The sequence below is a fragment of the Actinomyces lilanjuaniae genome, assembly GCF_003606385.1.
GTDB lineage: Bacteria > Actinomycetota > Actinomycetes > Actinomycetales > Actinomycetaceae > Actinomyces > Actinomyces lilanjuaniae.
Window position 1 is genome coordinate 1,903,945 of the sequence record NZ_CP032514.1, and the last position, 15,581, is coordinate 1,919,525.

At 70.0% G+C, this 15,581-nt stretch carries 15 protein-coding genes; 11 read left to right on the forward strand and 4 right to left on the reverse strand.

The annotated features are described in order from the left end of the window. Positions 1–229: 229 nt before the first annotated feature. From D5R93_RS08145 to D5R93_RS08185, 10 genes are all read left to right on the forward strand, one after another. The gene (locus tag D5R93_RS08145) at positions 230–1,429 is read left to right on the forward strand and encodes a glycosyltransferase family protein (RefSeq protein ID WP_243107064.1); all 1,200 of its coding nucleotides are present in this window, start codon (positions 230–232) and stop codon (positions 1,427–1,429) included. Continuing rightward, the gene (locus D5R93_RS08150; RefSeq protein ID WP_120204697.1) at positions 1,426–2,637 is read left to right on the forward strand and encodes a glycosyltransferase; all 1,212 of its coding nucleotides are present in this window, start codon (positions 1,426–1,428) and stop codon (positions 2,635–2,637) included. Before D5R93_RS08145 ends, D5R93_RS08150 begins: the two co-directional genes overlap by 4 nt. Continuing rightward, complete coding sequence (locus tag D5R93_RS14540) at positions 2,634–3,572, forward strand: glycosyltransferase family 4 protein (RefSeq protein WP_341466809.1); 939 nt, start codon at positions 2,634–2,636, stop codon at positions 3,570–3,572. Before D5R93_RS08150 ends, D5R93_RS14540 begins: the two co-directional genes overlap by 4 nt. A gap of 8 nt (positions 3,573–3,580) precedes the next feature. Further along, the gene (locus D5R93_RS14790) at positions 3,581–3,793 is read left to right on the forward strand and encodes a glycosyltransferase family protein (protein WP_341466810.1); all 213 of its coding nucleotides are present in this window, start codon (positions 3,581–3,583) and stop codon (positions 3,791–3,793) included. Positions 3,794–3,956: 163 nt separating this feature from the next. Further along, positions 3,957–5,801, forward strand: a complete 1,845-nt coding sequence (locus D5R93_RS08160; RefSeq protein WP_119836182.1) for an ABC transporter ATP-binding protein — start codon at positions 3,957–3,959, stop codon at positions 5,799–5,801. 577 nt (positions 5,802–6,378) lie between these two features. After that, complete coding sequence (locus D5R93_RS08165; RefSeq protein ID WP_243107065.1) at positions 6,379–7,011, forward strand: phosphotransferase family protein; 633 nt, start codon at positions 6,379–6,381, stop codon at positions 7,009–7,011. Next, complete coding sequence (locus D5R93_RS08170) at positions 6,999–8,069, forward strand: aminoglycoside phosphotransferase family protein (RefSeq protein ID WP_162933890.1); 1,071 nt, start codon at positions 6,999–7,001, stop codon at positions 8,067–8,069. The genes D5R93_RS08165 and D5R93_RS08170 overlap by 13 nt, the downstream gene beginning before the upstream one ends. Further along, a complete protein-coding gene (locus D5R93_RS08175) occupies positions 8,054–9,370 on the forward strand; it encodes a UDP-glucose dehydrogenase family protein (protein WP_119836045.1) in 1,317 nt (438 codons plus the stop codon). Before D5R93_RS08170 ends, D5R93_RS08175 begins: the two co-directional genes overlap by 16 nt. A gap of 25 nt (positions 9,371–9,395) precedes the next feature. Beyond that, positions 9,396–10,916, forward strand: coding sequence for a sensor histidine kinase (locus tag D5R93_RS08180; protein ID WP_120205952.1), 1,521 nt, complete (start codon positions 9,396–9,398; stop codon positions 10,914–10,916). After that, complete coding sequence (locus D5R93_RS08185) at positions 10,916–11,584, forward strand: response regulator transcription factor (protein WP_119836046.1); 669 nt, start codon at positions 10,916–10,918, stop codon at positions 11,582–11,584. Before D5R93_RS08180 ends, D5R93_RS08185 begins: the two co-directional genes overlap by 1 nt. A gap of 103 nt (positions 11,585–11,687) precedes the next feature. Here D5R93_RS08185 and D5R93_RS08190 read toward each other — a convergent pair whose 3' ends face one another. The 4 genes from D5R93_RS08190 to D5R93_RS08205 form a co-directional block, all read right to left on the reverse strand. Further along, a complete protein-coding gene (locus D5R93_RS08190; protein ID WP_119836047.1) occupies positions 11,688–12,176 on the reverse strand; it encodes a hypothetical protein in 489 nt (162 codons plus the stop codon). A gap of 56 nt (positions 12,177–12,232) precedes the next feature. Beyond that, complete coding sequence (locus D5R93_RS08195) at positions 12,233–13,537, reverse strand: glutamate-5-semialdehyde dehydrogenase (RefSeq protein ID WP_119836048.1); 1,305 nt, start codon at positions 13,535–13,537, stop codon at positions 12,233–12,235. 308 nt (positions 13,538–13,845) lie between these two features. Beyond that, entirely contained in the window at positions 13,846–14,139 is a 294-nt protein-coding gene (locus D5R93_RS08200; RefSeq protein ID WP_279221331.1) for a TetR/AcrR family transcriptional regulator, read from the reverse strand. Between the two features lie 4 nt (positions 14,140–14,143). Further along, on the reverse strand, positions 14,144–14,485 hold the full coding sequence (locus D5R93_RS08205) for a TetR family transcriptional regulator (protein ID WP_205570024.1): 342 nt from the start codon (positions 14,483–14,485) through the stop codon (positions 14,144–14,146). Between the two features lie 103 nt (positions 14,486–14,588). Between D5R93_RS08205 and D5R93_RS08210 the strand changes: the two genes are divergently transcribed. Beyond that, positions 14,589–15,581 carry an ABC transporter ATP-binding protein gene (locus D5R93_RS08210; protein WP_120204706.1) on the forward strand — a complete coding sequence of 331 codons (993 nt, stop codon included), beginning with the start codon at positions 14,589–14,591 and terminating at the stop codon, positions 15,579–15,581.

The window sequence follows — 15,581 nt, forward strand, 5'->3', positions numbered from 1 at the left end:
TTTCTCATCTGCCCCTCATCGTGGTCTCGCCCGGCCTTGCCAGTCTTGTCTCATGAACGTCCCCTGCCTGTCTGACAGCGGGCGGGCGGACCTGCCCGACGGGAAGACAACGAGGGAGAGAAGCACGACGATGCCACACACGACGGCGACAGCGGCACCAGCCGTGACGTCTGCAGAGACAGCGGTCGCGACCACCGTGCCAGCCGCGGCCACCGCACCGACCAGGGTGATGCTCTACAGCCACGACGCCCAGGGCCTGGGCCACCTCAGGCGCAACCTGGCACTGGCTCACCACCTGGCCCGGCTGCTGCCCGGCCTGACCGGCCAGGAGGTCACCGGCATGGTGGTCACCGGACTGCCACCAGCCGAGGACCACACCCTGCCACCCGGCTTCGACTGGCTCGTCCTGCCAGGTGTGGCCAAGTCGAGCAGCGGCTACCAGCCTCGCCACCTGCGCATCACCAGGAGCCACCTGGGCCAGCTGCGCTCCCAGATGCTGGGTGCGGCACTTACGGCCTTCGCCCCGGACCTGCTCATCATCGACAGACATCCCTACGGGGTGCGCCACGAGCTGCGGGAGCCGCTGCGTGTGCTGCGCCGCGAGCGCCCCTCCGCCCGCGTGGTCCTCGGGCTGCGTGAGGTCCTCGACACCCCTCGGACCATGGCCCGCGAGTGGGACAGCCTGGGCCCGGCCTCCCAGATGAGGCGCCTGATCGACCAGATCTGGGTGTACGGCGACCCGGAGGTCCACAACATCGTCGCCACCAGTGAGAGCCCCTGGGCGCTCAACGACCGTGTGCTCTTCACCGGCTACCTGGCTCACGGACGGCAGGCCGTGGAGGCCCGTCCCGAGCACGCTGACCGCCCGTTCGTGCTGACCACGGTGGGCGGTGGCTCGGACGGCTACGCGCTCCTTCGGGCTGCCGTGTCCATGACCCCGCCCCCGGGCCACGATCACATCGTCGTCGCCGGCCCCCAGATGAGCGAGAAGGAGCTGCGGCAGGCCGAGGACTCGGCCGGCCCCCGGACCCAGGTGCGGCGCTCACTGCCAGGAATGAGCCACCACATCGCTGAGGCCGCCGCCGTCATCGCCATGGCAGGCTACAACACTGTCTGTGAGATCCTGGCCACCTCCACCCCGGCGCTGCTGGTTCCCCGCGAGGTGCCCCGTCAGGAGCAGGTCATCCGTGCCAGAGCGCTGTCACGGGTCGGTGCGGTGGAGCACCTAGAGCTGGGCACCCTGACCCCCGAGGCCCTGAGCCGGTGGGCCGCCGGGGCCGTGGAGGGTCGGCAGGACCGTGAGCACCTCGACCTGGACGGCCTGGACACCGTGCCCCGGCTGGCTGCCTCCCTCCTGTCCACACCGACACGCCGGGACAGGCTCGTGCGCACCTCGGCCCTACCAGCAGAAGGAGCTCGTGCCTCATGAAGCGCATCGGCTACGTCCTCAAGGTCTACCCCCGCTTCTCCGAGACCTTCGTCGTCACGGAGATCCTGGCCCGTGAGGCCCTGGGGGACGACCTGTCCATCTACGCGCTGCGTCCCACCACGGACGCACGCTTCCACCCCGAGATCGCCAGGGTCCGGGCCAGGGTGCAGTGGGTGAGCCGCCCGCTCAAGGCCAGCGACATGTGGGCCCAGCTCACCGGCTGTCTGACCGACGAGGAGGAGCGGGAGCGCTTCGCCCGGATCATGCCGGTCCTGGCAACCCTGCCCGGAGACGAGGTGGCGCAGGGCGTCGAACTGGCCAGCAGGGTACGTGCCGACCGCATCACCCACCTGCACGCGCACTTCGCCTCCCTGTCCGCCCGCGTCACCTGGATTGCCTCCACCCTGACCGGTGTGCCCTACACGGTCACGACCCACGCCAAGGACATCTACCACAGCTCGGTGGACCCCCAGTGGCTTCGCCGGGTGTGCACCGACGCCTCACGTGTCATCGCCATCAGCCAGTACAACGAGGCCCACCTGCGTACTCTCCTGGCGGGCACAGGCGCGACGGTCTCCCTGCGCTACAACGCCCTGGAGCTGGAGCGCTTCCCCTACTCACCCCCGACCCGGCCGACCGTGCCCCTCCAGGTCGCTGCCGTGGGCCGCCTGGTCCCCAAGAAAGGGTTTGCCGACCTGGTGGACGCTGTCAGGCTCCTGGCCGACGCCTCGGTCCCGGTCCAGCTGGACATCGCCGGCGACGGGGAGGAGCGCGACCGCCTTGAGGCTCAGGTCACCGAGCTAGGCCTCAGCGGCCAGGTGCGCCTGCTCGGGCCGATGACCCAGGCCGAGGTCCGGGGCCTGCTGTCACGCTGCGACGTGTTCGCCGCGCCGTGCGTCGAGGCCGAGGACGGCAATATCGACGGGCTGCCCACGGTGGTGCTGGAGGCGATGGCCTCGGGGACCCCTGTGGTCGCCACCGCCGTCTCCGGCCTGCCGGAGGTGGTACGTGACGGGGAGACCGGTGTGCTGCTGCCGCCGGGCAGCCCCAGCAGGCTGGCCCGGGCGCTGCACCGCATCGCTGACGGCACGACCGACACCCTCAGGCTGGCGCAGGGCGCGCGGGCACTCATTGAGGAGCAGTTCGACTCCCGCCACCAGGCCGCAGCGCTGTCAGCCTGGCAGTCCGACAGCTGGGGAGGAGCATGATGCGAGTCGCCTACATCTGTCTGGACCCCGGGATCCCCGTTTTCGGGACCAAGGGGGCCTCCGTCCACGTCCAAGAGGTCCTGCGCGAGCTGCGCGCCCTGGGCCACGACGTCGTCCTCTACACGGCGCGCCTGGGTGAGCACGTGCCTGATGACCTCACGGACCTGCCCGTGCGCACCGTGGAGGTGGCCGGAGCCACCACCGTAGAGCGCGAGCAGGCGCAGGGCCGGGCGGCTGAGCAGGTGGCCCAGATGGTGACCGCCGACGGCGCCGACCTGGTCTACGAACGCTACTCCCTGTTCAGCGACGCCCTGGCCCGTGTAGCCACCGACTCGAAGACGGTCTCCAGCGTCCTAGAGGTCAACTCCCCCCTCGTGGAGGAGCAGCGCCAGCACCGCGAGCTGGTGGACCAGGAGCGCGCCTGGGACGTCCTTGCCGCACAGGTGGGTACGGCCTCGGCCACCGTCTGCGTCTCGGAGCCGGTCGCCGCCTGGGTGCGGCGGCACACGCAAGCAGCCGGCCCCGGTCACGCCAGCGCGGGAACCAGGCGGGTCATGACCGTGCCCAACGGCGTCAGCGTGCGTCGTATCCAGCCTCAGCCGGAGGACCCCCACCAGGTGGTGGTGACTTTTGTGGGCACGCTCAAGCCCTGGCACGGGGTGAGCGACCTGCTCGTGGCTGCCTCCCTGGCCCGGGTCCCGTGGAGCCTGAGGATCATCGGCTCCGGCCCCCAGCTGTCGGCCCTGCGGTCACAGGCGGCCGAGCTGGGGCTGGACGTCGACTTCCGCGGCGCCGTCGCCCCCCAGGACATGCCCGACCACCTGGCCGGGTCGGCGATCGGGGTGGCCCCCTACCCGGACCTGGGCGGGGAGGAGTACCAGTACTTCTCCCCCTCAAGGTCCTGGAGTACCTGGCCTGCGGGCTGCCGGTCGTAGCCTCGGCCGTGGGGCAGGTGCCCCAGCTGCTGGAGGGGCTGGGCACCCTGGTGCCGCCCTCGGACCCCCACAGCCTGGCGCAAGCCATCGACGCCCTGGCCGCGGACCCGGGCCGACGTGCCCACCTGGGCGCGCTGGGACGCCGTCGGGCGGAGCAGCGCCACTCGTGGGCCGGCGTGGTCGCCACCGTCCTGGACGCCGCGGGGGTGGGTCGTGCCTGAGCAGCCAGTACCTGACAGCACCCCGGAGCGCGACAGCGACGACAACACCCAGCACGCCGCCCAGCACGACAGCGCTCCCCACAGTGGTCAGCACGACGACTCCCGGTCTGAAGCGCAGACGGCCGGGTCGGCACAGGCAGCGGAGGAGGAGACCCCGGCCCCCATGCGGCGCACCCTGAGGATGGTGTGGCGCGACGCCAGGCCCATGTGGCTGCTCCTGCTGGGCGGGATCGTCGCCCTCCTGGCCGAGGTCGGGTTCAGGGTGCTGGAGCCCTGGCCCCTGAAGATCGTCATCGACTCGGTGGTGTCCTCCCTGGGGACTGATACAGGCACGGCCCCGGCTGGACTACCCATGCTCCTGGGCCTGGGCGCGCTGCAGGTGGCCGTGGTCTCCGCCAGGGCGCTGTGCAGCTACCTGGCCACCGTCGCCTTTGCCCTGGTGGGCTCGCGCACCGCAGCAGCCCTGCGAGCCCGGGTCTTCAGCCACGTGCAGGGCCTGTCCCAGCAGTTCCACGCCCGTAACCGCAGCGCCGATACCGTCCAGCGCCTCATCGCCGACATCAACCGGATGCAGGAAGTAGCGGTCACAGCGGGTATGCCGCTGGCCGCCAACCTGCTGACCCTGGTGGTGATGCTGGTGGTCATGGTGGTGCTGGACCCGCTGCTGGCTGTCGTCGTCGTGCTGGCCGTGGGCGCCTTTGTCCTGACGTCCTCCGGGACCTCCCGGCACATCACCTCCGCCTCCATGCGCTCACGCAAGGCTGAGGGCCACCTGGCCAACACCGCCCAGGAGGCCCTGGGGGCCATCAAGGTGGTCCAGTCCTACGGGCTGGAGCCCCTGATCCAGAAGCGGTTCACCGGCGCCAACGCCAAGTCGCTCACTGAGGGGGTCCGCTCCCGCCGTATCGCCGCCAGGCTGGAGCGCAGCACCGACGTCATCGTCGGGGTCGCCACGGCCGTGGTCATGGTTGGCGGAGGGATGAGGGTCCTGGCCGGGGCCATGTCCCCCGGGGACCTGGTGCTGTTCACCACCTACCTGCGTACCACCATGAAGCCTCTGCGGGACATGGCCAAGTACACCGGGCGCATCGCCCGGGCCGCAGCCTCCGGGGAGAGGGTGGCCACGCTGCTGGAGATCACCCCCGACATCGTCTCCCCCGAGCCGGGACTGACCCCGGCTCGGGTACGCGGCCTGATCCGCTTCTCAGCGGTGCGTGCCGCCTACGAGGACACCGAGGTGCTCCACGGGGTGGACCTGACGGTGACACCGGGACAGCACGTCGTGCTGGTAGGCCCCTCAGGGTCGGGCAAGTCGACGCTGACCTCCCTGGTCACCCGGGCCATGGACCCCGTCAGCGGACAGGTCACCCTTGACGGGCACCCCCTGGAGGAGATCAACCTGACCTACCTGCGCTCCCAGGTCTCCGTCCTCCACCAGGAAGCGGTCCTGCTAACCGGGTCGATCCGTGACAACATCCGCCTGGGCAGGCAGGACGCCACCGACGAGGAGATCGAGCAGGCCGCGCGCGCAGCCTACGCCCACGACTTCATCACCCAGATGCCTGAGGGCTACGACACTGTCGTGGGCGAGCGTGGCGGGACGCTGTCAGGCGGCCAGCGCCAACGGGTGGCCATCGCCCGCGCTCTGCTTCGCAATGCCCCGGTGGTCATCCTCGACGAGGCAACGACCGGCCTGGACCCTGCCTCCACCACCCTGGTGCTCGACGCCATCGACCAGCTGGTAGACGGGCGCACCACCCTGACCGTCACCCACGACCCGGAGGTCGCCATGCGGGCCGACCGGGTGGTGTGGGTCGAGGACGGACACATCCGCCTGGCGGGCCGTCCCGACCAGCTCTTGGAGTCCTCGCAGGCCTTCCGGGCCTGGGCGTGGGAGGGAGGCACGCAGAGCCCGCCGCCCATGGCGCGGCCGGGACTCCCCCAGGACGGGGAGGAAGAGGACACCCAGGACGGGCCGCAGCCGCACAGCAGGGAGGACGTAGCATGAGCAAGACGAGCGGGCTGTCCTCCTCCCTACCATCTACCTCCTCGGCGGACACGCCCCTGGCCGACACGTCAACGGCTGCTGTCCTGGAGCGGGTCCTGGACGCCGACTGGCTCAGCGCACGCACCGGAGGGCGCGTGCGGGCCTGCCGCATCAGGGTCAAGCCCGAGGTCTCCATACTGATGTCCCTGGAGGACCGCCGGACAGGCCACGCGACCGGCTGGGCGAGGATCCTGTGGCCCGTCTCCGCCTCCAAGGCGCGCAAGACCCTGCGCCAGCTCGCCAGGACAGGCCGTAGTGCCGCCACCTCCAACCTCGGTGGCAAGCTGGTCCTGCTGGTGGGTCGGGTGGCCGACGACCCCCGGCTCCTGCCCCACCTGGACCGTGCCCTGCACCACGGAGCGGTGGGCTCCTGGGAACCTGCTGACGTGCTGCGCTACAACCCGGCCCGTCGGCTGGTGGTCCGCCAGGAGCACACGGTGGTCAGGATACGCGCCGGGGAGGCGGACAAGGGCCTCCTGCTCCAAGATATCCATCGCTTTGCAGGCATCCTGGTCCCGTCCCAGAGCTGGAGGAGGACCTGGGGCAGGCAGACCCGGGTCACGTCAGCGTCCAGCAGCGGTGCGGTCGCCAGGACCTCGCCGCCTCCAGCCAGCCGGAAGACCACCACCGGGCAGGGACTCTCCTGGCCGCTCTGCACGCGGGCACCCCGCGACTGCCCGCGCAGCTGCGGCAGCGGCTTCCCGACGGACACCCCAGCCCCCACGACCTGGCCCGGGCGCACGCCAGCGTGCTAGAGGCCGTGGCCCCGGACCTGGCCGCACGCGTGCTGTCCGTGGGCGCCACGCTGCCCTGCCGCCTGCCAGGGACACCCCTCCTGGTGCACGGCGACGCCTCCCCCGACCAGTTCCTGCACGACCCGTCCACCGGCCAGGTGTGGCTGACGGACTTCGACCGGGCCCGTCTGGCTCCTGCGGCCACGGACCTGGGTGCCTACTTGTCGGTGGCCCCGCCCGGGATGTCTCAGGCCTTCCTGTCGGGCTACGCCCACGGCGGGGGCACGGTTCCCAGCGAGGAGGAGCTGGCCACGGCACTCGCCCTGGCCCGCCTGTCCCGGCTGGCCGAGCCGCTGCGCCAGGGAGCCCCCACATGGCGCCAGGACATCGACGAGACGCTCACCCACCTGGAGGACGAAGGCCCGTGGACCCAGTAACACCCAGGCAGGCAGGCACCCTGGAACGTCTGCGGTCCGTCCCCGGCCTGGGACGGGCCTGGCCGGGACGGGACGGGGCCATCAGTATCGAGTGCCGTGACCAGGAGGACCGCCTGAGGGCCGGCGAGCTGAGCGCCCAGGGAGAGGTCCGCCTTCTCCCCTACGGCACGGACCCCGCGCTGCCCGCCCTGTCCCCCACGGAGGCAGGGACGCTGGTGGTGCACCGCTACGGCCGACGTGCCGTCACCATCGGAGCCGACAGCGTCCGCAAGGCGGTGCGGCGGGGCCGGGCCACGCCCCTGGCCAGCCCAGTGGGGGCTACCGCCTTCGCCGCCACAGGCCTACGCACCGCCCGAGTCCTAGACTCCTCAGACTGTCACGTCGACCTGGAGCTGCTTCCCGGGCGCAGCCTGAGTGACCTTGGTGACGACGGCCTGGCCGGGTGGGAGCACCTGACACAGGCGTGGGCCACGCTGGCCCAGGTCAGGGCGAACCTTCCTGTCCACGGCCCCCGTCAGGAGGCCCAGGTACTGCACCGCTGGTTCGACCGGGCAGCCGGGCACGGCCTGCTAGAGCCCCTCCTGCCAGAGGGCACCAGCCTGTCACGCCTGGAGGAGGAGGTCGAGCTCACCTGCGCCGGGCTGGGGCAGGACCCGGGTGCAGTCATCGTCGCCCACCGCGACCTCCACGACGGCCAGGTCCTGTGGGACGGCACCGAGGCGTCGCTCCTGGACCTGGACACTCCCGTGCTTGCCGAGCCCGCCCTCGACCTGGGTAACCTCATGGCCCACCTCGAGCTGATGACCGTCCACGGCCGCCTGAGCCTGCACGGCCTCCAGGTGGTCAGCGGCCTCCTCGACGACCTGGCCCGTTCCCTTCCCACCAGCGCCTCCAGGCTGCGGGTGTACCGCCATGCCGCCGCCCTGCGTCTGGTCTTCGTCCATGCCTTCAGACCTGCGGCCCACACCTGGCTTCCTGCCTGGGTGTCGCGCCGCCTGGAAGATACCCTGTCCACGTCACGTACCATCGATTGGAACTCATCATGCAGCTGTCAGTGATCGGATGCGGCTACCTCGGCGCCGTCCATGCCGCCGCCATGGCCTCTTTGGGCCACGACGTCCTGGGGATCGACACCGACCCCGAGCGGGTGGCTGCACTGTCACAGGGTGAGGCCCCCTTCTACGAGCCCGGCCTACCGGAGTTGCTGACTTCCCAGGTAGAGGGCGGCCGCCTGCGCTTCACCACCAGTCCCTCCCCGGAGGAGATAGCGTCCGTGGAGGTCCACTTCATCGCCGTGGGCACCCCCCAGTCCGCTGAGGGGGGCCAGGCCGACCTGTCCCAGGTGCGCTCAGCCGTGGAGCTGCTGCGATCTGCTCTTCCCGAGGGCCACAGGGCACTGGTCGTCGGCAAGTCCACGGTCCCGGTAGGTACGGCCCGGGAGATCAGCGAGCGTCTGGCCGGGCGGGCGCACACGGTCTGGAACCCGGAGTTCCTCCGGGAGGGCTTCGCCGTACAGGACACCCTGCACCCCGACCGCATCGTCTACGGGCTTGCCGAGGAGCCTCAGGAGGCGCTCGAGGCCCAGCAGGTCCTTGACACCGTCTACGCCCCCCTGCTGGCTGAGGGAATCCCGCAGATCCTCACCGACTACGCCACCGCCGAGCTGGTCAAGACCGCGGCAAACTCCTTCCTGGCCACCAAGATCAGCTTCATCAACGCGATGGCGGGCCTGTGCGAGGCGGCCGGGGCAGACGTCACCGTGCTGGCCCAGGCCATCGGCTATGACGCCCGCATCGGGCACCGCTTCCTGCGGGCAGGCGTAGGCTTCGGCGGGGGCTGCCTCCCCAAGGACATCAGGGCGCTGCGGGCAACCGCCCGCGCCCACGACGCCGATGGCCTGGCCAGCCTCCTGGAGACGGTGGACACGGTCAACCAGGCCCAGAGGGCGCGGGTGGTGGACCTGGCTCTGGAGCACGTGGGCGGGGACCTCAGCGACGTACCCGTCACCATCCTGGGTGCGGCCTTCAAGCCGGACAGCGACGACGTGCGCGACTCCCCCGCCCTGGACGTGGCCTCCCGCCTGTCAGACCTTGGTGCCGTGGTCACCGTCTGCGACCCCCACGCCCTGCCCGTGGTGGCCCGTACCCACCCTCACGTCAGGCGCGAGGAGGACGTGGTCACGGCGTTGGAAGGGGCCGAGCTGGTCCTGCTGCTCACCGAGTGGGAGCAGTTCGTGGGACTCGACCCCGCGCTGGCGGCTGCGCACGTGGCCCGCCAGGTCGTCATCGACGCCCGCAACGCCCTGGACCCGGCTGCCTGGCGCGGGGCCGGGTGGCAGTACACGGGAGTCGGGCGCTAGGGCTGGCGTTGGGAGTGTGCTGAGCATGCGCCTGCCTCGCCGCCCTGTCACTGGGGGCAAGAAGGAGACCAGCTACCCGACCCGGGACTCTCAGGTCGTTGCCTCGGTCACTATCGGCACCCGGGTCATGGTCGCCATCGTCGTGGTGGCGGGAGTCGCCCTGGGAGTCTCCGGGCTCTTTGTGTGGCTGCTGGGCCAGAACAGCATCAGCAGTGACGTCAACGCGCAGCTGGAGCGCAGCAGGGACAGGTTCAAGGCGCTGGTCGAGCAGGGGGTGGACCCGGACACGGGCGCCCCCTTTTCCGAGCCCTCCCAGGCGGTCTACGCCTACATCCGGCAGTCGGTCCTGGGTCCCGACGAGGCCGAGCTGGGGTTTGTCGGCTCCGAGCTGACGCTGCTACCTCCCACCCGGGCAGCCCTCACACCCGAGGACGACCAGGAGCTGATCTCCCACCTGGAGTCCCACGTGACCGGGGACAAGGTGGTTATCGAGGACATCCGGACCTCCCAGGCCAGGTACCGCGTCATGGTGGCCCCGACCAGGACCGCCTCCGGGTCGGCTGCCGGGGCGGCACTGGTACACGTGGTGAACCTGGACACCGCCCATGCCGACCTGCGCCGCACCATGGTGATGTACATGGCCAGCGCGGTCTTTACCGTGGCGCTCGTGGCGGCTCTGGCGTGGTTCGCCGTAGAGCGGCTGCTGCGGCCCATCGGCCAGCTGCGCGAGGCGACCGAGGCTATCGGGGAGAACGACCTGACCTCCCGCGTGCCTGTGCGCGGACGTGACGACCTGACCACGCTGGCCGTGGCCATCAACTGGATGCTGGACCGCGTCCAGCGCTCGGTAGAGGCCCAGCGGGACCTGCTTGACGACGTCGGCCACGAGCTGCGTACCCCTATCACCGTGGTCCGCGGCCACCTCGAGCTCCTGGACCCTGACGACGCCGAGGACGTCGCCCAGACCCGGGAGCTGGCTATCGACGAGGTGGACAGAATGGGAACCCTGGTCAACGACCTCCTTCTGCTGGCCGACGTGTCCGAGACCGGTGTTATCAGCCCTCAGCAGGTCGACGTCTCCGTCCTCACCCAGCAGGTCTTCGAGAAGGCCCAGGGCCTGGGTGACCGCCGCTGGCAGCTGGAGGAGGTTGCAGGCATCTGCTGCGAGATGGACCCTACCCGGATCACCCAGGCCTGGCTGCAGCTGGCGGCGAACGCAGTCAAGTACTCCGACCCCGGCTCCCGGGTCGCCCTGGGCTCCCGGGTGGACGGGGCCAGCCTGCTCATGTGGGTCAGGGATGAGGGCATCGGCATCGCGGAGGAGGACCTGCCCCTGGTGCGTCGCCGCTTTGGCCGCACGGCGGCAGCGGTGCAGAAGGCCTCAGGAACGGGGCTGGGCCTGAGCATCGTGGACAGTATCGCCGTGGCCCACCACGGCTGTCTGGAAATACGCTCCTTCCAGGGGCTCGGCTCCCTGTTCACCTTAAGACTCCCCCTCCACACTGTGGCCGACCATGCCACGAGCCCGAGGAAGGACACAGACTGATGAGCACCATCCTGGTAGTGGAGGACGAGGCCCGGATCGCTTCCTTCCTCGCCAAGGGCCTCCGCGCAGCCGGCTACACCACCCAGGTCACCGCCTCGGGTCTGCAGGCCCTGGAGGTGGTCCTCCAAGAGGACATCGACCTGGTCGTCCTCGACATCGGCCTGCCTGACATCGACGGCTTTGAAGTCCTGGAGCGCCTGCGAGGGCAGGGTGTGTCCACTCCTGTCATCATGCTGACAGCACGCTCCTCGGTGGCGGACCGGGTAGCGGGCCTGGAGCGGGGGGCGGACGACTACATGCCCAAGCCGTTCTCCTTCGAGGAGCTCCTGGCGCGGGTGCGGGTGCGCCTGCGCTCCGAGACGGCTCCCGCAGATCCCGCCGACCCGGTCAGGATCACCCACAAGGACCTGGTGCTCGACCTGCGGGGCCGCACCATGGAGGTAGCCGGGGACACGGTGGAGCTGTCCGCCAGGGAGTTCGCGCTGGCGGAGACCTTCATGCGCCACCCGGGCCAGGTGCTCAGCCGCGAGCAGCTCCTCAGCACCGTGTGGGGGTATGACTTTGACCCGGGATCTAACGTGGTGGAGGTCTACGTGTCCTACCTGCGCAGCAAGCTTGGTAAGGAGCGGGTGCAGACCGTACGCGGCATGGGATACCGGCTGGTGTAGGCAGCGACTGTCAGGCACACGGCCCGAGCCCGAGGCAGGCACCCGACGCGGCAGCCCCCTGCTGTGGACACCATGGGGACGGCTCAGGAGACGTACCGTCTAGCTAGTCGTCATCATCGTTATCGTCATCATCGTTATCGTCATCAAGGTCATCGTCATTGAGGTCGTCAACGTCGTCACTGTCGTCATCATGATCGTCGCTGACGCCGCCACCTGGGGCCTGCTGCTGGGAGCCCGAGCCGTTCTGAGCGCCGCCTGCGCCGGACTGGTCCCCGGAACCACCCTGACTGCCATCACCAGCGTCCTGTCCCGGGTCAACCTCTACCGGCTCGGCAGGCTCCACCGGCTGGGGGCTGGTCTCCTCGCCCCCGGTGTCAGGAGTCGGGGTCGGGGAAGCAGACGCTGAGACGGTCGGGCTGCTGGTGGCCAGCGGCGTCGGAGTCGCGGTCAGAACGAGCCCGGGCTCGCTGGTCGAGGCAGCCGGGCCGTTGAGAGCCAGCCAGATCATCCAGGTCAGGAGCATCCCGGTCACGGCAACGATAGCGGCAGCGACCCGGGTGCCCCGGCTCGTCATGGCGATCATGGTACGCATACGGTGCCCTCCTCAGGCACAGAAGACGGGTCCTCCTCAGGCACAGGAGACGGGGGTCAGGCACGGATATGGCCGTCTCCCTCGACGATCCACGTCGTGGTGGTCAGCTCGGCCAACCCCATCGGCCCGCGTGCGTGCAGCTTCTGGGTAGAGATGCCCAGCTCGGCCCCCAGCCCCAGCTGGCCGCCGTCGGTGAAGCGGGTGGAGGCGTTGACCATGACGGCTGCAGAGTCCATCCCGGCGACAAAAGCGTTGATGACGGCGACGTCCTGAGCCACGACAGCCTCAGTGTGTCCCGTGGTATAGGTACGGATGTGCTCGACGGCACGGTCCAGGTCCTCAACGACGGCAACCGCCAGATCCAGGGAGCCGTACTCAGTGCCCCAGTCCTCCTCAGCCGCCTCCACCAGCAGGTGCCCGTGACCAGAGGCGCCAGCAGGCCCGCGGAGAAGGCGGTGGGCCGTAGGGTCGGCGTGCAGGGTGGTCCCGGCCTCCCACAGGGCCGCCGCCGCCCGGGACAGGTAGGTGTCGGCGACCTTGGCGTGGACCAGGAGGGTCTCGGCAGCGTTGCACACACCCACACGCTGCGTCTTGGCGTTAACGATGATCTCCACCGCGGCCTCCAGGTCGGCAGAGGCATCCACGTAGACGTGGCAGTTCCCCGAGCCGGTCTCGATGACCGGCACCGTGGACTCCTCCACGACGCTACGGATAAGTCCAGCGCCTCCCCGGGGCACCAGTACGTCGACCAGACCACGGGCATGCATGAGGGCGCGCGCTCCCTCCCGCCCAGCCGCGTCGACGCTGGCCACCAGATCCGCAGGCAGCCCCTGGGACTCAAGCGCCCGTCGCAGGCTGGCAACGATCGCGGCGTTGGACTCCTGGGCAGCGCTTCCTCCCCGCAGGAGGACGGCGTTACCGGACTTGACCGCAAGGGCAGCTACATCCACGGTCACGTTGGGCCGGGCCTCATAGATCATGCCGACCACGCCCATGGGTACGCGCACCCGCCGTACCCGCAGCCCGTTGGGCATAACTGACCCGTCCACGACCTCCCCGACCGGGTCGGGCAACGCGGCGACCTCTCGCAGCGACCCGGCGATCCCTGCCAGGCGGGGCTCGTCCAGCGCCAGGCGGTCCAGGAGCCCCGGGCTCATACCCGCGGCCCGCTCCCGCTCAGTGTCACGGGTATTGGCCTCCAGGATCGTTGCGCTGTCAGCCAGCAGACCCGTGGCCATGGCCTCCAGGACGGCATCCTTGACCCCCCGTGGGGCGGCAGCAAGCACACGCTGCGCCTCCCGGGCAGCGCGAGCGGCCACCTGAACCAGCCCGGCAGCCTCCGGAACGAAATCGTTACTCATACAACTACCATACGGCCTCTCCCTCTCCGTTGGTATTCCCCTGCGGTACCCGTGTCCCGGACCTGGAACCGGCAGCAGGCTGACTCACAACTCCCAGGACCTGCCACGGACCGCCCTGGCACGCGCCTGTCCCACTGTCATCCCTGACCAGCCCCTGAAGACCCTGAGGAAGAAAAGAACTCGGTGCAGCCCAGCAGGCAGGCGGCGTCGCAGCACCGCCGTCGTGCGCCAGAGACCTATCGGGTCACGCCGCACGGGTTGCGTCCCCTCTCAGGTGCCATACCCCACCCCAGCCAGTCAGCACATCGCTACCCGTCGGCGGGACCGTCGAGCACCTCCTGGACCGCTGGGGCAAGGCGGGCGACGACCTCCTCCAGGCTCAGCTCCGCCACAGGCGGGGCGCACAGGAGGTAGCGGGCCACGGCAACACCGAACAGCTGCGCGCCGGCGAGTCCCAGCCCACCCAGCTCCTCTGGCCGCAGGCCGGCGATGCTGCTGGCCGCAGGAACCACAGCAGCGCTGAGCCTTGTCCCGGCCTCCTGGGAGGCCACGGCCGAGCGCACGACTGCGGTCAGCACGGGACCAAGCTCGGGTCCTCCCACATGCTCAGGTAGGCGCGGACCAGCCGCTCACCCCCTCCGGAACCCTCCAGCCCGCCCCGACCGCCTCAGCCAACGGCGCCCGCGACGTGACAGCCGCGACGAAGAGCCCTGCCTTGTCACCGAAGAAGTGCCGAATGAGCGCTGGATCCACGCCCGCCCCCCTGGCTATGGCCCGCACCGAGGCCCCCTCAAAACCTCTGTCGGCAAAGAGCGACAGGGCTGAGTCGAGAATCGCCTCGCGGGTCCCGCTGTCGCCCGGGCGCCGGCCAGTCGGGCGACGTCTGGTCCCGCCGCCGTCTGGCTGGTCGCTGTTCGGTCCCGTCTGCCCGCTGCGCGATCGTGTCATGCGCACCACTATATCTCCACTTGCAGATTTCCTCACTCGTAGAGTTCAATGGTGCCGTCCGTCCGCTAACCGGATGCAGCGACCAGAGCCAGAAGGAACCCCTATGGTCACAACCGCGCCCTCATCCCCCTCTCGCGCCATCGACGTCAGGAGTCTTGACAAGTCCTATGGCCGCTTCCGCGCGCTCACCGATCTGTGCCTTCACCTGGACCGGGGTGAGGTGCTGGGCTTCCTCGGCCCCAACGGGGCGGGGAAGTCCACTACGATCCGCGTCCTGCTCGGGCTGCTGCGCCACGACGCGGGCACGGTGCGGGTCCTGGGCCAGGACCCCTGGCGCGACGTCGTCGAGCTGCACCAGCGCATGGCCTACGTGCCTGGGGACGTGTCCCTGTGGCCGTCCATGACCGGAGGCGAGGCCATCGACCTGCTCGGCTCCCTACGCGGGGGGCTCAGCCGCACGCGCCGCCAGGAGCTCATCGAGCGCTTCGAGCTCGACCCCACCAAGCGCGGACGCCAGTACTCCAAGGGCAACCGCCAGAAGGTGGCTATCATCGCGGCCCTAGCCAGCGACGCCGAGCTCCTCGTCCTCGACGAGCCCACCTCCGGCCTGGACCCCCTTATGGAGGAGGCCTTTCAGGTCACCGTTCAGGAAGCCAAGGACCGCGGCGCGTCGGTCCTTCTGTCTAGCCACATCATGAGCGAGGTGGAGAACCTCGCTGACCGCGTCTCGATTATCCGCAACGGCACCATTGCGCGAGAAGGGACCCTGGAGGAGCTGCGTTCCGACTCGCGCAGCACTGTGCACGCCACCCTCGGCCATGCTCCTGGCGACACTCCTGGCGACACTCCTGGCGACGACGAGCTCGACAGCATTGACGGGCTTGAAGAGGTCACCCTGTCGGGCGCCCGGCTGACCGCACTGGTCCGTCCCGACCAGATGGGTCGGGCCATGGCCAGCCTGTCCGCCATCGGCATCCGCACCCTGCAGGTCGAGCCCCCGAGCCTGGAGAGCCTCTTCCTCGACCTCTACCAGGACGACCCCCAGGACGGCGCCGACTCCCGCCAGCAGTTCCCCGCAGCCAGGAAGGAGCAGTGA